The 22,924-nt window shown below is 45.7% G+C and carries 24 protein-coding genes; all 24 read left to right on the forward strand.

The window, feature by feature from the left end; genetic code table 11:
* Window positions 1-50 precede the first annotated feature (50 nt).
* Window positions 51-437 (forward strand): YlqD family protein, encoded by a 387-nt coding sequence (locus QRX25_RS07785; RefSeq protein WP_013352237.1) that lies wholly within the window; start codon window positions 51-53, stop codon window positions 435-437.
* Window positions 438-441: 4 nt separating this feature from the next.
* Entirely contained in the window at window positions 442-966 is a 525-nt protein-coding gene (rimM, locus tag QRX25_RS07790) for a ribosome maturation factor RimM (protein ID WP_212101342.1), read from the forward strand.
* Window positions 963-1,694 (forward strand): tRNA (guanosine(37)-N1)-methyltransferase TrmD, encoded by a 732-nt coding sequence (gene trmD / locus QRX25_RS07795; RefSeq protein WP_212101344.1) that lies wholly within the window; start codon window positions 963-965, stop codon window positions 1,692-1,694. Before rimM ends, trmD begins: the two co-directional genes overlap by 4 nt.
* Before the next feature lie 140 nt (window positions 1,695-1,834).
* The gene (gene rplS, locus QRX25_RS07800) at window positions 1,835-2,182 is read left to right on the forward strand and encodes a 50S ribosomal protein L19 (RefSeq protein WP_003154288.1); all 348 of its coding nucleotides are present in this window, start codon (window positions 1,835-1,837) and stop codon (window positions 2,180-2,182) included.
* A gap of 142 nt (window positions 2,183-2,324) precedes the next feature.
* A complete protein-coding gene (gene ylqF, locus QRX25_RS07805) occupies window positions 2,325-3,173 on the forward strand; it encodes a ribosome biogenesis GTPase YlqF (RefSeq protein WP_115997232.1) in 849 nt (282 codons plus the stop codon).
* Window positions 3,174-3,245: 72 nt separating this feature from the next.
* Window positions 3,246-4,013, forward strand: coding sequence for a ribonuclease HII (gene rnhB / locus QRX25_RS07810; protein ID WP_212101346.1), 768 nt, complete (start codon window positions 3,246-3,248; stop codon window positions 4,011-4,013).
* Between the two features lie 16 nt (window positions 4,014-4,029).
* Window positions 4,030-5,733 (forward strand): glycosyl transferase, encoded by a 1,704-nt coding sequence (locus QRX25_RS07815; RefSeq protein WP_212101348.1) that lies wholly within the window; start codon window positions 4,030-4,032, stop codon window positions 5,731-5,733.
* The gene (locus QRX25_RS07820) at window positions 5,730-6,011 is read left to right on the forward strand and encodes a FlhB-like flagellar biosynthesis protein (protein ID WP_045506187.1); all 282 of its coding nucleotides are present in this window, start codon (window positions 5,730-5,732) and stop codon (window positions 6,009-6,011) included. Before QRX25_RS07815 ends, QRX25_RS07820 begins: the two co-directional genes overlap by 4 nt.
* A gap of 174 nt (window positions 6,012-6,185) precedes the next feature.
* Entirely contained in the window at window positions 6,186-7,343 is a 1,158-nt protein-coding gene (gene sucC / locus QRX25_RS07825; RefSeq protein ID WP_212101350.1) for an ADP-forming succinate--CoA ligase subunit beta, read from the forward strand.
* Between the two features lie 28 nt (window positions 7,344-7,371).
* Window positions 7,372-8,274 (forward strand): succinate--CoA ligase subunit alpha, encoded by a 903-nt coding sequence (sucD, locus tag QRX25_RS07830; protein WP_003154281.1) that lies wholly within the window; start codon window positions 7,372-7,374, stop codon window positions 8,272-8,274.
* A 66-nt stretch (window positions 8,275-8,340) separates the two neighbouring features.
* On the forward strand, window positions 8,341-9,240 hold the full coding sequence (dprA, locus tag QRX25_RS07835; RefSeq protein ID WP_115997236.1) for a DNA-processing protein DprA: 900 nt from the start codon (window positions 8,341-8,343) through the stop codon (window positions 9,238-9,240).
* 181 nt (window positions 9,241-9,421) lie between these two features.
* A complete protein-coding gene (gene topA / locus QRX25_RS07840; RefSeq protein WP_013352247.1) occupies window positions 9,422-11,497 on the forward strand; it encodes a type I DNA topoisomerase in 2,076 nt (691 codons plus the stop codon).
* A gap of 64 nt (window positions 11,498-11,561) precedes the next feature.
* Entirely contained in the window at window positions 11,562-12,869 is a 1,308-nt protein-coding gene (gene trmFO, locus QRX25_RS07845; RefSeq protein ID WP_013352248.1) for an FADH(2)-oxidizing methylenetetrahydrofolate--tRNA-(uracil(54)-C(5))-methyltransferase TrmFO, read from the forward strand.
* A gap of 69 nt (window positions 12,870-12,938) precedes the next feature.
* A complete protein-coding gene (gene xerC / locus QRX25_RS07850; protein WP_013352249.1) occupies window positions 12,939-13,856 on the forward strand; it encodes a tyrosine recombinase XerC in 918 nt (305 codons plus the stop codon).
* A 15-nt stretch (window positions 13,857-13,871) separates the two neighbouring features.
* Window positions 13,872-14,417: an ATP-dependent protease subunit HslV gene (gene hslV / locus QRX25_RS07855; RefSeq protein ID WP_013352250.1), complete on the forward strand. Its 546-nt coding sequence runs from the start codon at window positions 13,872-13,874 to the stop codon at window positions 14,415-14,417.
* A gap of 16 nt (window positions 14,418-14,433) precedes the next feature.
* Entirely contained in the window at window positions 14,434-15,837 is a 1,404-nt protein-coding gene (gene hslU / locus QRX25_RS07860) for an ATP-dependent protease ATPase subunit HslU (RefSeq protein ID WP_065981442.1), read from the forward strand.
* Window positions 15,838-15,874: 37 nt separating this feature from the next.
* Window positions 15,875-16,654: a GTP-sensing pleiotropic transcriptional regulator CodY gene (gene codY, locus QRX25_RS07865; protein WP_013352252.1), complete on the forward strand. Its 780-nt coding sequence runs from the start codon at window positions 15,875-15,877 to the stop codon at window positions 16,652-16,654.
* 354 nt (window positions 16,655-17,008) lie between these two features.
* Window positions 17,009-17,398 (forward strand): flagellar basal body rod protein FlgB, encoded by a 390-nt coding sequence (flgB, locus tag QRX25_RS07870; RefSeq protein WP_013352253.1) that lies wholly within the window; start codon window positions 17,009-17,011, stop codon window positions 17,396-17,398.
* A complete protein-coding gene (gene flgC, locus QRX25_RS07875; RefSeq protein ID WP_013352254.1) occupies window positions 17,398-17,850 on the forward strand; it encodes a flagellar basal body rod protein FlgC in 453 nt (150 codons plus the stop codon). The genes flgB and flgC overlap by 1 nt, the downstream gene beginning before the upstream one ends.
* Window positions 17,851-17,860: 10 nt before the next feature.
* Window positions 17,861-18,181, forward strand: coding sequence for a flagellar hook-basal body complex protein FliE (gene fliE / locus QRX25_RS07880; protein WP_212101352.1), 321 nt, complete (start codon window positions 17,861-17,863; stop codon window positions 18,179-18,181).
* 42 nt (window positions 18,182-18,223) lie between these two features.
* Complete coding sequence (fliF, locus tag QRX25_RS07885) at window positions 18,224-19,834, forward strand: flagellar basal-body MS-ring/collar protein FliF (protein WP_212101355.1); 1,611 nt, start codon at window positions 18,224-18,226, stop codon at window positions 19,832-19,834.
* A gap of 12 nt (window positions 19,835-19,846) precedes the next feature.
* On the forward strand, window positions 19,847-20,863 hold the full coding sequence (gene fliG, locus QRX25_RS07890; protein ID WP_013352256.1) for a flagellar motor switch protein FliG: 1,017 nt from the start codon (window positions 19,847-19,849) through the stop codon (window positions 20,861-20,863).
* Entirely contained in the window at window positions 20,856-21,611 is a 756-nt protein-coding gene (gene fliH, locus QRX25_RS07895) for a flagellar assembly protein FliH (protein ID WP_212101358.1), read from the forward strand. The genes fliG and fliH overlap by 8 nt, the downstream gene beginning before the upstream one ends.
* The gene (gene fliI, locus QRX25_RS07900; protein ID WP_065981446.1) at window positions 21,608-22,924 is read left to right on the forward strand and encodes a flagellar protein export ATPase FliI; all 1,317 of its coding nucleotides are present in this window, start codon (window positions 21,608-21,610) and stop codon (window positions 22,922-22,924) included. The genes fliH and fliI overlap by 4 nt, the downstream gene beginning before the upstream one ends.

A 22,924-nucleotide genomic window follows, 5' to 3' on the forward strand; every position in this document is an offset into this window, starting at 1 on the left:
AAAAAAGCAAATGAACAGAAATATGTTGGAAGAGTGGGGAGTCTGGTGCTATGCAGATTATTCACAGGGTAACCGTTATGCAGGTTCTGACCGAGCAAAGTAAGGAAAAGCTTTTGGCCTCTTTTGCAGAAAAAAAGCAAACGCTTGAACGAGAATGCAGCCAGCTCTATTTTCAGCTTAGAAAACATGAAAAAGATCAGCAGAATCCCGATGTGGCGGAATCTTTTAAAAAAGCCATTGAAAAGAGACAAGACAAAATCAAAATGATCGATTTCCAAATAAGCCAGACACACTCGCTCCCGCTCGGAAGCGAAGTGAAGGAAAAGGAGATCGATGCGCTGCTTTCAATTGACGTCGGTGATAACTGGCATGAAAAAACAGCGGCAAATACCATCGTCATAAAAGACGGGGTAGTAATTGAAATTCGCCCGAGGTGATAATATGACAAACAGATGGTTTAATGTAGGTAAAATTGTAAATACCCACGGCATTAAAGGCGAAGTGCGGGTCATTTCTAAAACGGACTTTGCCGAAGAACGGTACAAGCCCGGCAATACGCTCTATTTGTTTGCGGAAGGAGCCGCGAAGCCTGTTAAAGTAACGGTCAGCACCCACAGGCTTCACAAACAGTTTCATCTGCTGCAATTCAAAGAAATGCCGAGCCTCAATGAAGTCGAGCACCTAAGAAACATGATCATCAAAGTTCCTGAAGAAGACTTGGGAGAGCTTGAAGAAGACGAATTTTATTTTCATGAAATCATCGGCTGCAAAGTTGTATCAGAGGACGGGGAACTGATCGGCACAGTGAAGGAAATCTTGACGCCCGGGGCTAATGACGTATGGGTAGTTGCGAGAAAAGGAAAAAAAGATGCGCTCATTCCGTATATTGCTTCTGTGGTAAAGGATATTAATATAAATGAGAAGAAAATTAAGATTCATGTAATGGAAGGGTTAATAGACGAATGAAAATCGACTTTTTAACACTGTTTCCCGAAATGTTTCAAGGGGTGCTCGGCTCATCCATCCTGCAAAAAGCACAGGAAAAAGAGGCGGTTCGTTTTAACGTCATCAATTTCCGCGCTTTTTCGGATAATAAACACCAAACTGTTGATGATTACCCGTACGGCGGGGGAGCCGGGATGGTGTTAAAGCCGCAGCCCGTATTTGATGCCGTTGAAAAGCTGACAGCCGATACGGACGCCAAGCCGCGCATTATTCTCGTCTGCCCGCAGGGTGAACGTTTTACTCAGAAGAAAGCCGAGGAGCTGGCGGAAGAGGAACATTTGATGTTTATCTGCGGACATTACGAAGGGTATGATGAACGGATCCGGGAACACCTTGTCACTGATGAAATCTCCATCGGGGATTTTGTGCTGACCGGGGGAGAGCTCCCCGCGATGATGATTGCCGACAGCGTTGTCAGGCTTTTGCCGGGCGTCCTCGGAAAAGAAGCATCTCACATGGAGGATTCCTTCAGCACGGGGCTTTTAGAGCACCCGCATTATACAAGGCCGGCAGATTATAAAGGCTTAAAAGTGCCTGAGACACTTTTGTCCGGAAACCATGCCAAAATAAACGAATGGCGCAATAAAGAATCAATCAGAAGAACCTTTTTAAGACGTCCGGATCTTCTTGAAAACTATCCTCTTACCGATGAGCAAAGAAAATGGATTTCTGAGTGGGAAAACGAATAGATTCTATTGCGCAGGCAGTGAAGATATGATAAGATACTACTTGTGGCTTAAGAGGGCTTATCCTTCAAAAGCTTGAAAACGATGTTCCGCTGTGCCTTGCAGTTGTGGCTAAGAGCATCTGTTGGAAGGAGTTGAAAACGATGCAAAAACTAATTCAAGATATCACAAAAGAACAGCTTCGCACTGATCTTCCTGCGTTCCGTCCTGGTGACACTTTACGTGTACACGTAAAAGTTGTTGAGGGTAACCGTGAGCGTATCCAGATCTTCGAAGGTGTTGTGATCAAGCGTCGTGGTGGTGGAATCAGCGAAACGTTCACAGTTCGTAAGATTTCTTACGGTGTTGGCGTTGAACGTACATTCCCTGTACACACACCAAAAATCGCGAAAATCGAAGTTGTACGTTACGGTAAAGTACGTCGCGCTAAGCTTTACTACCTGCGTGAACTTCGCGGAAAAGCGGCTCGTATTAAAGAAATCAGACGATAATGATAACGAACGAAAAGAGCTTGTTACCCGTAACAGGCTCTTTTTTTATATGAAATTTGTAAAAGCAGAACAAGCAACGTAAAATACATAAGAGATCACCGGAACATACGGTTCCGGCAAATAAGGCAGGTGTCGAAGTCACATGACCATTCAATGGTTCCCGGGCCATATGGCTAAAGCGAGACGGGAAGTAACAGAAAAACTGAAATTAATTGATATCGTATACGAATTGGTGGATGCGAGAATACCGATGTCATCGAGAAATCCGATGATTGAGGAGATTTTAAAAGACAAGCCGCGCATTATGCTTTTAAACAAAGCAGATAAGGCGGATGCGGCTGTCACTGCCCAGTGGAAGGACCACTTTCAGGCACAGGGCATTCCCTCTCTTTCAATAAACTCCGTTAACGGGCAGGGACTGCATCAAATCGTCCCGTCCTCGAAAGAGCTGCTGAAAGATAAGTTCGATAAAATGAAAGCAAAAGGCATTAGGCCAAGAGCAATCCGCGCGTTAATCATCGGTATTCCGAACGTCGGGAAATCTACGCTCATCAACCGGCTGGCCAAAAAAAACATTGCCAAGACGGGAGACAGGCCCGGCATTACCACTTCACAGCAGTGGGTAAAGGTAGGCAAGGAATTAGAGCTGCTCGATACACCGGGAATTTTATGGCCTAAATTTGAAGATGAGCTTGTCGGCTTGCGCCTGGCGATTACCGGGGCGATTAAAGATACTATTATCAACCTGCAGGATGTGGCCGTCTTCGGGCTGCGCTTTCTGGAAGAGCATTATCCTGACCGCTTAAAGGAGCGCTACGGACTTCAGGAAATCCCTGAAGACATTGCCGCCCTATTTGACGCGATCGGTGAAAAACGCGGCTGTTTGATGGGCGGCGGGCTGGTTGACTATGATAAAACCACAGAAGTCATCATTCGGGACATCCGGACGGAAAAATTCGGCAGGATTTCATTTGAAACACCATCAGAATAAAGACGCGCAGCGATGCGGGTCTTTATTTTTTCCGCGGAATACCGATATACATAATGTAAGGGAGAAGAGAACGTGAATACATTAACCGTAAAAAGCGTAAAAGAACGCCTGCAAGAGGTCAGGGACGAAAGCGACCCTTTCCTTGCCCAATGTGAAAAAGATCCGAGAAAAAGCGTACAGACGCTTTTAGAGCAATGGCTGAAAAAGCATGCGAAGGAAAAAGCTCTTAAAGAGCAGTGGCTGAACATGACGGCATACGAAAGACTGGCATACAAAAAGGGCTTCCGCCTGATTGCTGGTGTTGACGAAGCGGGAAGAGGGCCGCTTGCCGGACCGGTTGTCGCCGGCGTTGTCATTTTGCCGGCACAATGCGAAATTCTCGGTCTCACGGACTCGAAGAAATTATCGGAAAAGAAGCTCGAGGAGTATTACAGCCGGATCACGGAAGAAGCGGCAGCTATAGGAGTCGGCATTGTCCATGCGGATGTCATTGACCGAATCAACATTTATGAGGCGGCAAGACTGGCGATGGTAAAAGCGGTCAATGCTTTAGCGAAAACACCAGATTATCTGCTTGCAGATGCCATGACGCTTCCGCTTGACATTCCGCAGTCATCTGTCATAAAAGGGGATGCCAAAAGCGTATCAATTGCCGCCGGAGCCTGCATAGCAAAAGTAACGCGGGACCGTCTCATGGCTGAATACGCCAAAACCTATCCCATGTATGGCTTTGAAAAAAATAAAGGCTACGGAACGAAAGAACATCTTGAAGCTCTTCAGGCATACGGACCGACAAATATTCACCGAAAAACGTTTGCTCCCGTTCAATCTTATTGTTAGAAAAGAGGCGTAAGACATGAACATAAGCGGCGAAATCCAAGCGGCTTTCAGACAGCTGATGACAGAAACCTCTCCGGAAAGGCAAGACGGCGGCAAAGACAGCGGCGCCCAAAGGCTGCTGTTAGGGAGGGTTCTCCGCTTGTTGGATGATCAAAGCGCCCTTATCCAAATCGGCGGCCGGACGATGCAGGGAAAGCTTGAAACCGCTCTCCGGCCGCAGGCGTATTACTGGTTTTCTTATGAAAAGCAACCGGCTGAAAAAACGGGCCGGCTTCATGTCGTTGACCAATTCGAAGGAAGCCCGAAAACCGTTCAAGAAGCGGCGGGAAGCCTGCTGAACGCCCTTTCCGTCAAACAGGGACCGGTGTCTCAGCACATTGCCGAAACGTTTATGCGGCAGAAACTGCCGATGACGGAAAACAGTCTCAAAGCCTGTATCCGCTGGGCTGAATCGCTTCCGGCAGCCGAATTGAAAAAAGCGGCAGAAACAATTGTGTTTGCACTTAAACGGGAACTGCCCGCGCATCCGGAAGTTTTGTCAGCCATTCATGCCGTCAAATACCCGTTTCCGACCCGCCGGCTTCTATCAGGACTGCTTCAGGCAATCAATCAGGCTCCGCAATCGGCAAAAGAGCTGTCTGTGCTTAAAGAGGCGGTTTCTGCCGTGTTAGACGCGGAAACAGATCTTCATGCAGAACGTCTCTTGAAGAAGCTTGCTTCGGCCGCACGCATGCCGATTTCAGAAACCGGGCTGACAGAAGAAGGAGAACGGACGGAATTAAAACAATCACCATTTGTCCGAGTGACTCGTGAAAACGGAAAGACAGCCCCGAGCCAGCCTTCTCTTCCGAATGCCCGGACTGATACGGAACTGCCTGAAAAAGAGGCAAAACAGATTATCGAAAAATTAATGGCATCAGCTGAAAAGAATGAAAACCGCCCCGTAAAAGAAACGTCGGACATCATCAAGGCTTTTATTTCGCAAGAAAAAACATCCAAAACAGCACCTGTTCTTCAAAACGCACATCTAACGGAACAGGAGAAGGCTGTTTTCGAAAAAGCCGTACAGCTCACTGAACTGAAATATGCGGAAAAACATGATGTATTAAGCCTTTTGCAGAGAATCAAAAAAGGGCTGGGCACCCGTGATGAATTATCATTCATTACAGCGCTTGAAAAAGGAGTGTCTCCCCAGCCGGAGAAACAAGCGCTGAAAGCGGCCCTCCAGGCTGTCCGGACGCTTCAAGAAGCGCCCCAAGCCGTTAAACAAGAGGCAGAACCGCTTATTCATAAATTAAACGGCCAACTGTTCATTGAGCAGCATAACCCTTCTTTTACGCAGATGGTGCTGTCATTTCCGTTGGGAGCGTCCGCATATGAGAATGACATCACAGTTCTTTTTAAAGGACGGAAGAAGCCGGACGGAAAACTCGATCCATCACATTGCAGGCTCCTGTTTTTACTGCATCTTGAAACGCTGCAAGAAACCGTTGTGGACTGTATGATTCAGCAAAATGTAATGACCATTACAGTTGAGTCCGATTTTGAACTTCAGGCGGCCATCGACCCTCTCGTGCCGGCTTTGAAAGAAGCCGTAAAAGAAACGGGCTTCAGCCTGTCAGGCGTCACGGCAAAAAAACGGCGTCCGAAAGACCAGAGCGCCCTTGTGGATGGGTTTATGGAAAAAGACGGCGGACGAAAAGTGGATGTGAAAGTATGAAAGAGCAAACTCCGTTAAGAAGAGCTGTCGCCCTGCATTATGACCGGCAGAAAGATCAAGCCCCGAAGGTTATCGCAACAGGCAGGGGGCATGTGGCGGAAAATATCATAAAAGAAGCTGAGAAGGCGGGGGTTCCGATTCAGGAAGACAGGACCCTTGTCGAATTAATGCGACATTTGACGGTCGACGATCAGATACCGGAGGCGCTTTATGAAACCGTAGCCGAAATTTTTTCATTTGTTTACCGACTGGATGAAAGCCTGAAAAACGAAAAATAAGGATCAATCATTTCCCGGACTCCGTTTAAATTTATATTTTCAATAAAATAAAAGTTAGAATGTTTGGAAGGATATAAAGATTTTGTTTTGAACCCTAGACAATTCTTCCAGTATTATATAGAATGAAAGCGCAGTCTATTTTTAGTTTTGCTACATAAGTTAGGAGGATGGGAAATGAATATCCATGAGTACCAGGGAAAAGAAGTCCTCAGAAAATACGGGGTGTCTGTTCCTGAAGGTAAAGTGGCTTTTACAGCAGAGGAAGCAGTTGAAAAAGCAGAGAGCCTGTCAAGCTCGGTTTATGTCGTAAAGGCGCAAATCCATGCTGGCGGCCGCGGCAAAGCTGGTGGGGTAAAGATTGCAAAAACAACGGATGAAGTGAAGGAGTATGCCGAAGAACTGTTAGGCAAGACGCTCGTCACACATCAAACGGGTCCGGACGGACAAGTAATAAAACGCTTACTTATTGAAGAAGGCTGCGATATTAAAAAGGAATACTACGTCGGGCTTGTACTTGACCGCGCCACTTCAAGAATCGTTTTAATGGCGTCTGAAGAAGGCGGAACGGAGATTGAAGAAGTAGCGGAAAAAACACCTGAAAAAATTAAAAAAGCAGTTATTGATCCGGCTGTCGGCCTTCAGGGCTATCAGGCGAGGGAAATTGCATTCGCAATTAACATCCCGAAAGAGCTTGTCGGCAAAGCTGCTAAATTTATGCTCGGACTATATAAAGCATTTGTGGAGAAGGACTGCTCCATCGCCGAGATCAACCCTCTCGTCGTCACGGGAGACGGAAACGTCATGGCGCTTGATGCTAAGCTGAACTTCGACAGTAATGCGTTATACAGACAAAAAGACATTATGGAATACAGAGATTTAGATGAAGAAGATCCGAAAGAAATCGAAGCCTCAAAATACGATTTAAGCTACATTTCCCTTGAGGGAAATATCGGCTGTATGGTAAACGGCGCGGGTCTTGCAATGTCTACAATGGATATCATTAAACACTATGGCGGAGAACCTGCAAACTTCCTGGATGTCGGGGGCGGCGCAACCGCTGAAAAAGTTACGGAAGCTTTTAAAATCATTCTTTCCGATCAAAACGTAAAAGGAATTTTCGTTAATATTTTCGGCGGCATCATGAAGTGTGACGTCATTGCCGAAGGCGTTGTTGAAGCGACGAGACAAGTCGGATTGACATTGCCGCTGGTTGTGCGCCTTGAAGGGACAAACGTAGATTTAGGAAAGAAAATCCTGAATGAATCAGGCTTAAATATCACATCTGCGGAATCAATGGCAGACGGCGCGCAGAAAATCGTATCCTTAGTTTAGGAAAGAATGAAAGGCAGGGGACCAGATAATGAGTGTTTTTATCAATAAAGATACAAGAGTTATTGTACAGGGGATTACAGGTTCTACCGCTTTATTTCATACAAAGCAGATGCTGGAATACGGCACAAATATCGTTGGCGGTGTAACACCTGGAAAAGGCGGAACTGAAGCGGAAGGCGTGCCGGTATTCAATACGGTCGCAGAAGCGGTTCATACAACGGGCGCTGATGCGTCAGTCATTTATGTGCCGGCTCCGTTTGCGGCAGACGCAATTATGGAAGCGGTTGACGCGGAAATTGATCTTGTCATTTGTATCACTGAGCACATTCCGGTTTTGGACATGGTGAAAGTGAAACGCTTTATGGAAGGCAAGAAAACGAGATTAATAGGGCCGAACTGCCCGGGTGTTATTACGCCTGAAGAATGTAAGATCGGCATTATGCCGGGATACATTCATAAGAAGGGGCATGTAGGCGTTGTATCCCGTTCAGGAACATTGACATACGAGGCTGTCCATCAGCTTTCAGAAGCCGGCGTAGGCCAATCTACCGCTGTAGGGATCGGCGGCGACCCGGTCAACGGCACGAACTTTATTGACGTGTTAAAAGCGTTCAATGAAGATCCTGAAACACACGCCGTTATCATGATCGGAGAAATCGGCGGCACAGCTGAAGAGGAAGCGGCTGAGTGGGTGAAAGCGAACATGACAAAGCCTGTTGTCGGCTTTATCGGCGGTAAAACTGCCCCTCCTGGAAAACGCATGGGTCATGCGGGCGCCATCATCTCCGGAGGAAAAGGCACAGCAGAAGAAAAAGTCAAAACGATGAACGCCTGCGGGATTGAAGTGGCGGAAACCCCTTCTGTAATGGGTGAAACACTGATTAAGGTGTTGAAAGAAAAAGGCTTATTTGAAACGTGCAAAACTCACTGATCAAAGCAGGGGCAGCCGTAACGGCTGTTCCTGTTTTTGCTGTACAAAAAGAGGAGGTTGCCAGATTTGGATCAAGCGTCGCGCTGTTTAATGGTCTGCAGTATCAATCAAATCATTTCCCCGTCTCTTCTATTAAAATGGTGGAAAGCTGATCACTCTCTGTCTTTTTTACGAGATCCGCATCCATTAACTGTTTTGTCAGAAGGGAAAACAGCTCCGAAAGCAATTTTTCGAGAAATAGAGCGCAAGGAACCGGAACTTGATAAAGTTCTGTCCGATTACCGCCGCGAAGGCATTACTGTCATTCCGATTTCATCAAGCCGCTATCCTTCATGGCTTAAAACAATTTATGATCCGCCGGCTGTCTTGTTTGCAAAAGGGCACACGTCACTTCTTGAAAAAGGCAGAAAAATAGGGATTGTAGGAACGCGGAAACCGACGGATGACGGAATAAAAGCGGTTGGGCATCTTACCGCTGAACTCTCAAAAAAAGGCTGGGTCATAGTAAGCGGGCTGGCATCCGGCATAGACGGATTGTCTCATAAGGCGAGCATCAGGGCAAAAGGGCTTACGATCGGCGTAATAGCCGGCGGATTCCACCATATCTATCCCCGGGAAAATCTCCTGTTAGCAGAATACATGGCTGAACATCACCTCCTACTCTCAGAACATCCTCCTGAAACAAAGCCGAAAAAGTGGCATTTTCCGATGAGAAACCGCATAATCAGCGGATTAAGTGAAGGAATTGTAGTTGTGCAGGGAAAAGAAAAAAGCGGTTCATTAATCACGGCTTATCAAGCCCTTGATCAAGGGAGAGAGGTATTTGCCGTTCCCGGTTCCATATTTAATCCATATTCCGGAGGACCTATAAAACTCATTCAAGAAGGGGCGAAAGCGGTATTATGCGCAGAGGATATTGACGGAGAGCTGACCGCCCGAGGCGTTCAGTATACGGAACCCTTTTGAAATATCGTTTGACAAACGGTATTGTAATATTTAATAATAGTGAGGATTTAAAGTTGCACATTATTTTCATGTATAAAATGACGTTCATCATAAAGAATGAAATGTTGAAAGCCATAAAAAGGCAGCTCTAAAATGAATTGATACTTGAAAAGAGAGAGAACACCTCTTGAGGGGGATGAAAATGTCTGATTATCTAGTCATCGTGGAATCGCCGGCAAAGGCGAAAACGATTGAACGTTATTTAGGGAAAAAATATAAAGTCAAAGCTTCAATGGGACATGTCCGGGATCTTCCAAAAAGTCAAATGGGAGTTGACATCGAACAGAACTTTGAACCGAAATATATTACGATCCGCGGGAAAGGCCCTGTTTTAAAAGAATTAAAAACAGCGGCCAAGAAAGCAAAAAAAGTCTATCTCGCGGCCGACCCCGACAGAGAAGGGGAAGCGATTGCATGGCATCTCGCGCACAGCCTTGATCTGGATCTAAGCTCGGACTGCCGGGTCGTCTTTAATGAAATAACAAAAGACGCCATTAAAGAATCATTTAAACATCCGCGCATGATTAATATGGATCTTGTCGATGCGCAGCAGGCGCGCCGCATATTAGACAGACTCGTCGGATACAAAATCAGTCCGATTCTTTGGAAAAAAGTAAAAAAAGGCCTCAGTGCGGGCCGCGTGCAATCCGTTGCGCTCCGGCTGATCATCGACCGGGAAAAGGAAATCAACGACTTTAAACCTGAAGAGTACTGGACGATTACCGGCTCATTTTTAAAAGGAAAAGAGACGTTTGAAGCCGGCTTTTTCGGAAAAAACGGCAAAAAGCTTCCTTTAAAAAGCGAAGAAGACGTGAAAGCTGTTCTTGCTGAGCTGAAAGGCAATAAGTATACGGTAGACAAGGTTACGAAAAAAGAACGTAAACGAAATCCCGCCCTGCCGTTTACAACGTCCACCCTGCAGCAGGAGGCTGCAAGGAAACTGAATTTCAGAGCGAAGAAAACGATGATGATCGCTCAGCAGTTATATGAAGGAATTGATCTTGGCAAAGAAGGAACAGTCGGGCTCATCACGTATATGAGAACGGACTCAACGCGGATTTCCAACACAGCCGTTGAGGAAGCGTCAGCTTTTATTGATCAGGCATACGGAAAAGAGTACTTAGCGGGAAAACGGAAAGCGCCAAAGAAAAATGAAAACGCACAAGATGCCCACGAAGCGATCCGCCCGACGTCAGTACTCAGAAAACCTGCCGAGTTAAAAGCGGTGCTTGGAAGAGACCAGCTCAGATTATACAAGCTGATTTGGGAGCGCTTTGTTGCAAGTCAGATGGCGCCAGCCGTTCTGGACACGATGAGTGTTGATCTCAGCAATAACGGATTGACATTCCGGGCAAACGGCAGTAAAGTCAAATTCGCCGGCTTCATGAAAGTCTATGTAGAGGGTAAAGACGATCAGCTGGAAGAAAAAGACCGTATGCTTCCGGACCTTAAAGAGGGAGACACGGTTTTATCGAAAGATATTGAGCCTGAGCAGCACTTTACTCAGCCGCCTCCGCGTTACACAGAGGCGCGCTTGGTTAAAACCCTTGAAGAACTGGGTATCGGCCGTCCTTCCACATATGCGCCGACTCTTGACACCATCCAGCGCCGCGGTTACGTGGCACTAGACAATAAACGGTTTGTTCCGACTGAGCTTGGGCAGATCGTGCTGGATCTCATCATGGAGTTTTTCCCGGAAATCATAAACGTTGAATTCACGGCAAAAATGGAAAGAGATCTTGACCATGTTGAAGACGGCGAGACAGAATGGGTTCAAATCATTGACAGCTTCTATACCGACTTTGAAAAGCGCGTGAAAAAAGCGGAAGCCGAAATGAAAGAAGTGGAAATTGAACCTGAATACGCTGATGAAGATTGTGAGTTGTGCGGCTCCCGGATGGTTTACAAAATGGGCCGGTACGGCAAATTTATGGCGTGCTCCAACTTCCCTGACTGCCGGAATACCAAACCGATAGTCAAACAAATCGGCGTTAAATGCCCTAAATGCCATGAAGGAAATATTGTCGAACGAAAATCAAAAAAGAAACGCGTCTTTTACGGCTGTGACCGTTATCCAGAATGCGACTTCGTATCTTGGGACAAACCGATTGAACGAAAATGCCCGAAATGTGAAAATATGCTTGTCGAGAAAAAGCTTAAAAAAGGCATACAAGTCCAATGCGTCGAATGCGATTATAAGGAAGAACCACAGAAGTAGCGGTGAGCAGAGCCTTGCTCACCTTCTTTGTGTGGAAGGGACAAACAACAGGAGATGAAAAGAAATGAACCAGCAAACAGTAAATGTAATCGGAGCGGGCCTTGCCGGAAGTGAAGCGGCATGGCAGCTTGCAAAACGAGGAATTCAAGTAAAGCTATATGAAATGCGGCCCGTAAAGCAGACGGCAGCCCATCATACTGACAAATTCGCCGAACTGGTATGCAGCAACTCATTGCGTTCAAATACGCTCGCCAATGCGGTAGGCGTATTAAAAGAAGAAATGAGGGCGCTTGACTCAGCAATCATACAATCTGCTGATAAGTGCTCGGTTCCGGCAGGGGGAGCGCTTGCCGTTGACCGCCATGAATTTGCGCAAAGCGTGACGGATCTTGTGAAAAACCATCCGAACGTAACGGTTCTTCACGAGGAAGTAACTGAGATTCCGGAAGGCCCGACAGTTATCGCGACCGGTCCGCTTACGTCAGAATCGCTTTCACAGCAGCTGAAAGAGCTCACAGGAGAAGAGTATCTGTATTTTTATGATGCGGCGGCGCCGATTGTTGAAAAAGACAGCCTTGATATGGATAAAGTGTACTTAAAATCCCGTTATGACAAGGGAGAAGCGGCATACTTAAACTGTCCGATGACTGAGGAAGAGTTTGACCGTTTCCATGAAGCGCTGACGACGGCTGAGACAGTTCCGTTAAAAGAATTCGAGAAAGAAATCTTCTTTGAAGGCTGCATGCCGATTGAAGTCATGGCGAAAAGAGGCAAGAAAACGATGCTGTTCGGACCGATGAAACCGGTCGGACTGGAAGATCCTAAAACAGGCAAGCGGCCTTATGCAGTCGTTCAGCTTAGACAGGACGACGCGGCGGGAACGCTTTATAATATTGTAGGTTTTCAGACACATTTAAAATGGGGAGATCAAAAAGAAGTGCTTAAACTGATCCCGGGCCTTGAAAATGTTGACATCGTCAGATACGGCGTCATGCACAGAAACACATTTATCAACTCGCCGAGCCTCTTGAACCCGACATATCAATTTAAACAGCGGAACGACCTGTTTTTCGCGGGCCAAATGACCGGCGTAGAGGGTTATGTTGAATCTGCTGCGTCAGGTCTTGTAGCGGGAATTAATGCGGCCAAACTTGTTCTCGGTCAGGATCTTGTGACATTCCCGCAGGAGACGGCGATCGGAAGCATGGCTCACTACATTACAACGACAAACCAGAAGAACTTCCAGCCGATGAATGCAAACTTCGGCTTATTAAAAGAATTGCCTGTTAAAATTAAAAACAAAAAAGAACGAAACGAAGAATACGCTAAACGCGCAATTGAGACTATTCAAACTATTTCGAAAACGATATAGCTTTTCATTGCAACTTCAATGCATAATATGATACCATTTAAAAGCCCTTCGGAGAGGGAGGTCTTCATAATGGCTGAGAATGTTAACTTTTTTTTAAAGTTATTCGTTGAATATTTACAAATTGAAAAAAATTATTCACAATATACTATTGTGAATTATGTTAATTCGATTGAAGAATTTGGGATGTTTCTGCATGCTCAAAATATAAATGGATTGAATGAAGCTGCATATCATGATGTGAGAATATTTTTGACAGAAGCTTATGAAAAAGGCCTGTCAAGAAAAACAATCAGCAAGAAAATTTCAGCTTTGAGAAGCTTCTATAAATTTTTAATGAGGGAAAAGCTTGTTGAAGAGAATCCGTTTCAGCTTGTTCATCTGCCGAAACAAGAGAAACGGATTCCGAAGTTTCTTTATGAAAAAGAACTTGAGGAACTATTCGCTGTTTCAGACAGAAGTCAGCCGTCGGGGATGCGCGATCAGGCCTTGCTTGAGCTTCTTTATGCGACCGGAATGAGGGTCAGTGAGTGCTGTACGCTCACAGTCAGTGATCTTGACCTGTTCATGGATACGGTGCTCGTTCACGGGAAAGGCAGGAAGCAGCGCTACATCCCGTTCGGCTCATATGCCCGTGATGCTCTGGAGCTGTATATCAACAGCGGCAGACAGTGCCTTCTTGAAAAAGCAAAAGAGCCTCATGATGTGCTGTTTGTCAATCAAAGAGGCGGTCCGCTTACCGCCAGAGGAATCCGGTATATTTTAAGCGGGCTTGTAAAAAAGGCATCCGGCACTTTACATATACACCCGCATATGCTTCGGCACACGTTTGCGACCCATCTGCTGAATGAAGGGGCTGATTTAAGAAGCGTTCAGGAACTTCTGGGCCATTCCAATCTGTCTTCTACACAGATATACACGCATGTATCGAAGGAAATGCTGAGAAACACATATATGTCCCACCATCCGAGAGCTTTTAAAGAAAATTAAAAGGAGGCCCTTCTCATGTCATCTTTTCATGCGACAACGATTTTTGCCGTCCAGCATAAAGGAAAAAGTGCTATGTCAGGAGACGGCCAGGTCACATTCGGTCAGGCTGTAGTCATGAAGCATACTGCCAGAAAAGTGAGAAAGCTGTTTAACGGAAAAGTTCTGGCCGGCTTTGCAGGATCTGTTGCAGACGCTTTCACACTTTTTGAAATGTTTGAGGCGAAGCTTGAAGAATACAACGGCAATTTAAAACGTGCGTCTGTTGAGCTTGCGAAAGAATGGCGCAGCGATAAAGTGCTGCGCAAGCTGGAAGCCATGCTGATTGTCATGAACCAGGATACCTTGCTTCTCGTATCGGGAACAGGTGAAGTGATTGAGCCGGATGACGGCATTATGGCAATCGGCTCCGGCGGAAACTACGCCCTGTCAGCAGGAAGAGCGCTGAAAACCTATGCCGGAGAGAACCTGTCCGCCAAAGATATTGCACATGCCGCATTGAAAATCGCGGGCGAGATTTGTGTGTACACAAACGATCAGATCATTTTGGAAGAACTTGAATAGAAAGGACTTGAGGCGCATGGAAAACAAACCGTTAACACCGAGACAAATCGTAGATCGGTTGGATCAATACATTGTAGGACAGCAGGATGCGAAAAAAGCTGTCGCCGTGGCATTAAGAAACCGCTATCGCAGAAGTCTTCTTGATGAAAAACTGAGAGATGAGATCGTTCCCAAAAACATTCTGATGATGGGCCCGACCGGGGTGGGGAAAACAGAGATCGCCAGACGGATCGCCAAGCTTACCGGTGCGCCATTTATAAAAATTGAAGCGACAAAATTTACAGAAGTCGGCTATGTAGGCAGAGATGTCGAATCAATGGTCAGAGACCTCGTTGAGACATCCGTACGGCTCATTAAAGAAGAAAAAATCAGCGAAGTAAAAGAACAGGCTGAAGAAAATGCAAACAAACGTATTGTGCGGCTTCTCGTACCGGGAAAGAAAAAACAAGCGGGAGTGAAAAACCCGTTTGAAATGCTTTTCGGAGGAAGCCAGCCGGCAAACGATGATGAAGCCGATCAGCAGGAAGAAGCAAGTCTTGAAGAAAAAAGAAAACGCATGGCGCATCAGCTCGCATTGGGAGAGCTCGAAGACCATTACGTTTCCGTAGAGGTGGAAGAGCAGCAGCCGTCGATGTTTGACATGCTGCAAGGCTCGGGTATGGAGCAGATGGGCATGAATATGCAGGATGCGCTGAGCAATCTGGTGCCCAAAAAGAAAAAGCGCCGTAAAATGACGGTCAGAGAGGCAAGGAAGGTTCTGACCAATGAAGAGGCAAGCAAATTGATCGATATGGATGAAGTCAGCCAGGAGGCTGTGTTAAGAGCTGAAGAAGGCGGCATTATCTTTATTGACGAAATAGATAAAATCGCTAAAAACGGAGGAGCTTCTTCCTCAGCCGATGTATCGAGAGAGGGTGTGCAAAGGGATATCCTCCCGATTGTCGAAGGTTCTACCGTCGTCACGAAATACGGTTCCGTCAAAACAGATCACGTGCTGTTTATAGCCGCCGGAGCATTCCATATGGCCAAACCGTCCGACCTGATTCCGGAGCTGCAGGGCCGCTTTCCGATTCGTGTAGAATTGAGCAAGCTGACGGTGGATGATTTTGTGAAGATTCTCGTCGAACCCGATAACGCGCTGTTAAAACAATATCAGGCTTTATTGCAGACAGAAGGTATATCTCTTGAATTTTCTGACGAAGCTATTCGTAAGATCGCCGAAGTGGCTTATCATGTGAATCAGGATACGGACAACATCGGAGCGAGAAGGCTTCACACGATATTGGAAAGGCTGTTGGAAGACCTGTCGTTTGAAGCGCCGGACGTGACGATGGAAAAAGTCGCCATCACGCCGCAATACGTTGAAGAAAAGCTCGGAACGATTGCAAACAACAAAGATCTAAGTCAATTTATATTGTGAAAATTTAATAAGAGGAATTCTAGGAGGATTATTTAACATGGCTTTACTACAAAAAACACGAATTATTAACAGCATGCTGCAGGCTGCGGCAGGCAAACCCGTAAACTTTAAAGAAATGGCTGAAACGCTTCGTGACGTCATTGATTCTAATATTTTCGTCGTCAGCCGCAGAGGAAAGCTTTTGGGCTACTCTATTAATCAGCAGATCGAAAATGACCGCATGAAAAAAATGCTGGAAGACCGCCAGTTCCCGGAAGAGTACACGAAAAATCTGTTCAACGTTCCGGAGACGTCTTCAAACCTTGATATCAACAGCGAATACACGGCATTTCCTGTTGAAAACAGAGACCTGTTCCAAGCGGGCTTAACGACGATTGTCCCGATTATCGGCGGAGGCGAGCGTCTGGGCACATTGATTCTGTCCCGTCTGCAGGATCAATTTGAAGATGATGATCTCATTCTTGCTGAATACGGAGCAACCGTTGTAGGAATGGAGATTTTAAGAGAAAAAGCGGAAGAAATCGAAGAAGAAGCGCGAAGCAAAGCAGTGGTTCAAATGGCAATCAGTTCTCTGTCTTACAGTGAACTTGAAGCGATTGAGCATATCTTTGAAGAACTTGACGGAAACGAAGGCTTGCTTGTTGCAAGTAAAATTGCGGACCGTGTGGGCATTACGCGTTCAGTAATCGTTAACGCGCTGAGAAAGCTGGAAAGCGCCGGCGTCATTGAATCCAGATCACTGGGAATGAAGGGGACTTACATTAAAGTTCTGAACAACAAATTCCTTATTGAATTGGAAAACCTTAAATCACATTAAACCAAAAGCAGGATCCCCTGAAAATGGGGGTTCTGCTTTTTTTATGAACAATAGGTGAAAAGTTGCAATTTAAAGTTGATTATTGGAATCTGATTTGAGATAATCCATCTTGCTGTGTGAAAAAAAGGAGAAAATACAGAAATTGAGCTATTTTCAGTCTTATATTAAACAAATCCTTGTAGTACAAATACTCTAGGACTTAATACCCACTTGCAAAATAGATATAATTGAGCACTTTTTTTTAGCCTAACTTCATAGACTTTAAGCCTGTTATTTCTTACAATAAGCATATGGTTTTACAATTCTCGACAAGGATTTTTAGGAGAAAAATATCTGAAATGGAGGTAAGTGGATTTGGACTTATTTTCTGGAACTATACAAAATCTTGAGAATGCCTTGGGGAGAGCGGACATTAAGCAAAAAGTCATAACTAACAATATCGCCAATATAGATACACCGAACTATAAGGCAAAAAAAGTCTCTTTCCGAAATTTGTTAGATCAGGAAACATCTAATCTTGAGGCTGTAAAAACCGACTATCGGCACGTTGACTTTACGGATTCGGGGGCCGATTATTCCATTGTGTCCAGCGGTGATACATCGTACCAGCAAAACGGAAACAATGTGGATATAGACAAAGAAATGACAGATTTAGCCGAAAACCAAATTAATTATCAGGCTTTGGTTGAAAGAATGAGCGGCAAATTCAATTCTCTGAAAACCGTCTTGACAGGAGGAAAATAATGAGTGGCTTTCAAAGCTTAAATATTTCCGGCTCCGCTTTAACCGCACAGCGTGTCCGGATGGACGTCGTATCGTCCAACCTGGCCAATATGGATACAACGAGAGCGAAGCAGGTAAATGGCGAGTGGGTGCCTTACAGAAGAAAGCTCGTATCTCTCCAATCCGGAGGCGAATCATTTTCGTCCCTTTTAAATTCCAAGATGAACGGAATCGGAAGCGCGGGAAATGGCGTAAAAGTATCCGCGGTTACGGAAGACCCATCCGCTTTTAATCTTGTTTACGATCCGGAAAATCCGGATGCGAATAAAGACGGATATGTACAAAAACCAAATGTAGACCCATTAAAGGAAATGGTGGATCTTGTCAGCAGCACAAGATCATATGAAGCAAACGTGACGGCATTGAACGCCTCCAAAGGCATGCTTTTGAAGGCTTTAGAAATCGGAAAGTAAGGTGATGTAAGTGGTTAACGCTATTACTCCTTTTCAGCTTCAACAAACGCAAAACACTCAAAACGTAACGAATCAATTAAACCAAACTCAAAAAACTGATTCTTCAAACCAAACAAGCTTTTCGGAGCTTTTAAAAAACTCTATTGATTCGTTAAATGAGTCACAAGTAAAATCTGACCAAATAACGAACGAACTGGCTGCAGGAAAGGATGTAAACCTTGACGAGGTCATGATCGCTGCCCAAAAAGCAAATATTTCTCTGACGGTCGCTACCGAATTCCGCAATAAAGCCGTGGAAGCCTATCAGGAAATCATGAGAATGCAGATGTAGTGGTCAGATTGAAGAGAATGACTGGAATGACCGGGGGTTAACATGAATCGTACTCTAATGCAAATGAAAACCAAAACGGCAGCGTTTTGGAATAACAGATCAAAAACACAGAAGATACTCATGGTAGGCGGCTTGGCCGCATTCATAATTTTACTCATCGTCGTTATTATTTTTACTTCGTCTGAAAAGATGGTGCCTCTTTATAAAGATTTGTCCGCTGAAGAAGCGGGGCAGATTAAAGAAGAGCTCGATACGAAAAAGGTGTCCTCTGAACTTGCAGACGGCGGCACGGTCATTAAGGTTCCTGAGAGCCAAGTGGATTCGCTTAAAGTCCAGCTTGCCGCGGAAGGCCTGCCGAAAACGGGATCAATTGATTATTCGTTTTTCGGACAGAATGCAGGCTTCGGCCTGACAGATAATGAGTTTGACGTTTTAAAGGTTGATGCGACTCAGACTGAATTGTCAAACCTGATAAATGAAATGGACGGTATTAAAAGCTCGAAAGTCATGATCAATATGCCGAAAGAAGCCGTGTTTGTCGGTGAAGATCAGCCGGAAGCGTCCGCATCGATCGTTTTGCAGATAAAACCGGGCTACTCACTTGATCAAAGCCAGATCAACGGGCTGTACCATCTTGTTTCTAAAAGCGTCCCGAACTTAAAAGAAGATAATATCGTCATAATGGATCAAAATTCTACATACTATGACAAAAGTGACAGCGGTGCAGGGTCCGTTTCTGACAGTTATGCTTCTCAGCAAGGTATTAAGTCGCAGGTCGAAAAGGACATTCAAAAACATGTTCAGTCACTGCTCGGCACAATGATGGGGCAGGATAAAGTCGTTGTATCCGTTACGGCTGATATTGACTTCACGAAGGAAAAACGCACTGAAGACATTGTCGAGCCTGTCGATAAAGATAACATGGAAGGCATAGCGATAAGCGCCGAAAAAGTTGCGGAAACGTATAAAGGCGACGGTGCGGCTAACGGCGGCACGGCCGGAACGGGGAGCAATGACACCGCAAACTATGCAGCGGCCAACGGCGGTTCAAACAGCGGAGACTACGAAAAAAGCAGTAATAAAATCAACTATGAAGTCAACCGCATTCATAAAGAAATCGCGGAAAGCCCATATAAAGTGCGTGATTTAGGCATTCAGGTCATGGTGGAGCCGCCGAATCCGAAAAATGCCGCGTCTTTAACGGCTCAAAGACAGGCTGATATTCAAAAGATTTTAGGAACTGTCGTCAGAACGTCTCTTGATAAAAATGAGGTGCAAAATCAAAAACTGACGAACAATGATATCAACAACAAAATCGTCATTTCCGTTCAGCCGTTTGACGGAAAAGTCAGCACGAATACTGCGTCGGCAAACTCATCAGGTCTCCCGATCTGGGTTTACATTACAGGCGGCGTACTGCTTGCGGCTATTATTCTGCTTATTATTCTTCTCATCAGAAAGAAACGCTCACAAGAAGATGAGTATGAAGAATACGAATATGAAACACCGCCGGAGCCGGTTCGATTGCCTGATATTAACGAAGAGAAAAATGAAACGGAAGAAACAGTCAGACGAAAACAGCTTGAAAAAATGGCTAAAGAAAAACCGGAAGACTTTGCAAAATTGCTTCGAAGCTGGCTGGACGAGGATTAGGGGGAATGGAAAATGGCGAAACGTGATCAGAACAAGCTTACAGGAAAACAAAAAGCAGCCATCCTCATGATTTCCTTAGGCCTTGATGTATCAGCCTCTGTATACAAGCATTTGTCTGAAGAAGAAATTGAAAGATTGACACTTGAGATTTCGGGAGTCAGAAGCGTCGATCATCAGAGAAAAGATGAAATCATTGAAGAATTTCATAATATCGCAATCGCTCAGGACTATATTTCTCAAGGCGGTTTAAATTACGCCCGCCAAGTGCTTGAAAAAGCGCTCGGAGAAGACAAAGCGGTAAGCATTTTAAACAGGCTGACCTCTTCTTTGCAGGTAAAGCCGTTTGACTTCGCGAGAAAAGCGGAGCCCGAACAGATTTTAAATTTCATTCAGCAGGAACATCCGCAAACGATGGCGCTGATTTTATCCTACCTTGACCCGGTGCAGGCCGGACAAATTTTGTCTGAGCTGAACCCGGACGTTCAGGCTGAGGTGGCAAGAAGGATTGCGGTTATGGACAGGACGTCTCCTGAAATCATAAATGAAGTGGAGCGGGTCCTTGAACAAAAGCTGTCCTCCTCCTTTACGCAGGATTATACGCAGACCGGCGGCATAGAAGCCGTTGTTGAAGTATTAAACGGCGTAGACAGAGGAACGGAAAAAACGATCCTCGATTCATTAGAAATACAGGATCCTGAATTGGCGGATGAAATCAAAAAACGGATGTTTGTCTTTGAAGATATTGTCACCCTTGATAACCGTGCGATTCAGCGCGTGATCAGGGACGTTGAAAACGACGACCTTCTGCTTTCATTGAAGGTTGCGAGCGAGGAAGTCAAGGAGATCGTCTTCAGCAATATGTCACAGCGTATGGTTGAAACGTTTAAAGAGGAAATGGAAATTATGGGGCCTGTGCGTTTGCGTGATGTGGAAGAGGCGCAATCAAGAATCGTGGGCGTCATCCGCAAGCTTGAAGAAGCCGGTGAAATTGTAATCGCGCGAGGCGGAGGAGACGATATTATTGTCTAATGTCATTAAACAGCAATCATCATTTTCTCCTGAACAGAAACGGCGTAAGCTTTCCTTGCAGGAAGTCAGGAATACGCATTCCCAGTTTGACCGGGAGAAAGCCGAAAATCCTGAGGCTCTCATGGCTTCTGCCAAGGCCGAAGCCGACCGGGTGTCTGAAGAAGCGAAACATCAATTGGAGTATACTCTTCTGCAGATTGAAGAAGAGAAAAGCCGCTGGGCGGAAGAAAAACAAAGATTGATGGAAGAAGCAAAGGCAGAAGGTTATCAAGAAGGCATGGCTTTGGGAAAAGCCGAGGCTCAAGCCGAATACGCAAATCTCATCAGCCGCGCCAATGCTGTTACGGAAATGGCGAGACAGTCAGTCGAGGAAAAACTGGAAAGCGCTGAGGAAGAAATCATTGAGCTTTCCGTTGCGCTCGCCAAAAAAGTATGGCAGCAAAAAAGCGATGATAAAGAAGCTTTCCTTCTGCTGGTCAAACAGGTAATAGCCGAAGTGAAAGATTATGATGACATCTCCATCTATGTGGATCCTGAATATTATGAAACGGTTCATCAGCATATGGACGAAATTCAGCAGCTGTTATACAAAGAATGCAGGTTAAGCTTATATGCCGATGAAAAAGCTGCAAGGGGAACGTGCTCGATAGAAACTCCGTTCGGCCGCGTAGATGCTGGCATAGACACCCAGCTGATGCAATTAAAACAAAAGCTTTTAACGGCGCTTGAGGCGGGAGCGGAGCAATGAAGACACAGTATTTAATAGACTCGATTGAAACAGCCGATCCGTACAAACGCTACGGCAAGGTTAAGCGTGTCATCGGGCTGATGATTGAATCAAAAGGGCCCGAAAGCTCGATCGGAGATGTTTGTCTCATTTATCCGAAAGGCCATGCGAAAAAAGCAATTAAAGCTGAGGTTGTAGGCTTCCAGGATGAAAACATTCTCTTAATGCCTTATCTGGAAGCGGCGAGCATCGCACCGGGCAGCATAGTGGAGGCCACTGGCGAGTCACTCCGCATCAAAGTAGGCGCAGGTTTAATCGGACAAGTTGTCGACGCGTTCGGCGAACCGCTTGACGGCCGGGCGCTTCCGAAGGGCTTGTCTCCCGTTTCGACGGAACAGCCGCCGCCAAACCCGATGAAACGGCCGCCGATACGGGAAAAGATGGGTGTCGGTGTCAGATCGATTGACAGTCTGCTGACAGTGGGAAAAGGGCAGAGAATCGGAATTTTTGCCGGAAGCGGAGTCGGGAAAAGCACCTTGATGGGCATGATCGCAAAGCAGACCGAGGCCGATTTAAACATTATCGCACTGGTCGGCGAACGGGGGCGCGAGGTACGGGAATTCATTGAGAAGGATTTAGGCGAAGAAGGCCTGAAACGCTCGATTGTCGTAGTCGCGACCTCTGATCAGCCAGCCTTAATGCGCTTGAAAGCGGCGTATACGGCCACCGCCATTGCGGAATATTTCCGTGATAAAGGCCGGAATGTCATGTTCATGATGGACTCCGTCACGAGGGTCGCGATGGCCCAGCGGGAAATAGGGCTGGCAGCGGGTGAACCGCCGACAACAAAAGGATATACACCTTCTGTGTTCGCTATTTTACCCCGTTTACTAGAAAGAACGGGTGCGAATGAACAAGGGACGATAACAGCTTTTTATACCGTTCTCGTTGACGGAGACGATATGAACGAACCGATTGCCGATACGGTGCGCGGAATATTAGACGGACATATCGTTCTCGATCGGGCGCTTGCCAACAAAGGACAGTTCCCGGCGGTGAATATTCTGAAAAGCATCAGCAGGGTCATGTCTAATATTTCAGACACTGCCCATATAAAGGCGGCCAACAAATTCCGCGATCTTCTGTCAACTTATCAAAACTCTGAAGATCTCATTAATATCGGAGCTTACAAAAGAGGGTCATCGAGAGAAATTGATGAAGCGATTCAGTTTTATCCGCAGCTTATTCAATTTTTAAAACAAGGAACGGAAGAACCCGCTCAATTGGAAAATAGTATTGCGGCATTGACGAGTCTGACAGGAAAAGAGGAATAA

The sequence above is a fragment of the Bacillus sp. L381 genome, assembly GCF_030284525.1.
GTDB lineage: Bacteria > Bacillota > Bacilli > Bacillales > Bacillaceae > Bacillus > Bacillus amyloliquefaciens.

Bases quoted from the DNA above. Each gene is read 5' to 3' on its own strand.
- sucD (WP_003154281.1), top strand. From the start codon at position 7,372: ATGAGTGTTTTTATCAATAAAGATACAAGAGTTATTGTACAGGGGATT.
- hslV (WP_013352250.1), top strand. From the start codon at position 13,872: ATGTCATCTTTTCATGCGACAACGATTTTTGCCGTCCAGCATAAAGGA.
- ylqF (WP_115997232.1), top strand. From the start codon at position 2,325: ATGACCATTCAATGGTTCCCGGGCCATATGGCTAAAGCGAGACGGGAA.
- flgC (WP_013352254.1), top strand. From the start codon at position 17,398: ATGAGTGGCTTTCAAAGCTTAAATATTTCCGGCTCCGCTTTAACCGCA.
- QRX25_RS07815 (WP_212101348.1), top strand. From the start codon at position 4,030: ATGAACATAAGCGGCGAAATCCAAGCGGCTTTCAGACAGCTGATGACA.
- topA (WP_013352247.1), top strand. From the start codon at position 9,422: ATGTCTGATTATCTAGTCATCGTGGAATCGCCGGCAAAGGCGAAAACG.
- rimM (WP_212101342.1), top strand. From the start codon at position 442: ATGACAAACAGATGGTTTAATGTAGGTAAAATTGTAAATACCCACGGC.
- QRX25_RS07785 (WP_013352237.1), top strand. From the start codon at position 51: ATGCAGATTATTCACAGGGTAACCGTTATGCAGGTTCTGACCGAGCAA.
- codY (WP_013352252.1), top strand. From the start codon at position 15,875: ATGGCTTTACTACAAAAAACACGAATTATTAACAGCATGCTGCAGGCT.
- trmD (WP_212101344.1), top strand. From the start codon at position 963: ATGAAAATCGACTTTTTAACACTGTTTCCCGAAATGTTTCAAGGGGTG.
- trmFO (WP_013352248.1), top strand. From the start codon at position 11,562: ATGAACCAGCAAACAGTAAATGTAATCGGAGCGGGCCTTGCCGGAAGT.
- sucC (WP_212101350.1), top strand. From the start codon at position 6,186: ATGAATATCCATGAGTACCAGGGAAAAGAAGTCCTCAGAAAATACGGG.
- QRX25_RS07820 (WP_045506187.1), top strand. From the start codon at position 5,730: ATGAAAGAGCAAACTCCGTTAAGAAGAGCTGTCGCCCTGCATTATGAC.
- fliF (WP_212101355.1), top strand. From the start codon at position 18,224: ATGAATCGTACTCTAATGCAAATGAAAACCAAAACGGCAGCGTTTTGG.
- fliG (WP_013352256.1), top strand. From the start codon at position 19,847: ATGGCGAAACGTGATCAGAACAAGCTTACAGGAAAACAAAAAGCAGCC.
- xerC (WP_013352249.1), top strand. From the start codon at position 12,939: ATGGCTGAGAATGTTAACTTTTTTTTAAAGTTATTCGTTGAATATTTA.
- hslU (WP_065981442.1), top strand. From the start codon at position 14,434: ATGGAAAACAAACCGTTAACACCGAGACAAATCGTAGATCGGTTGGAT.
- rplS (WP_003154288.1), top strand. From the start codon at position 1,835: ATGCAAAAACTAATTCAAGATATCACAAAAGAACAGCTTCGCACTGAT.
- fliI (WP_065981446.1), top strand. From the start codon at position 21,608: ATGAAGACACAGTATTTAATAGACTCGATTGAAACAGCCGATCCGTAC.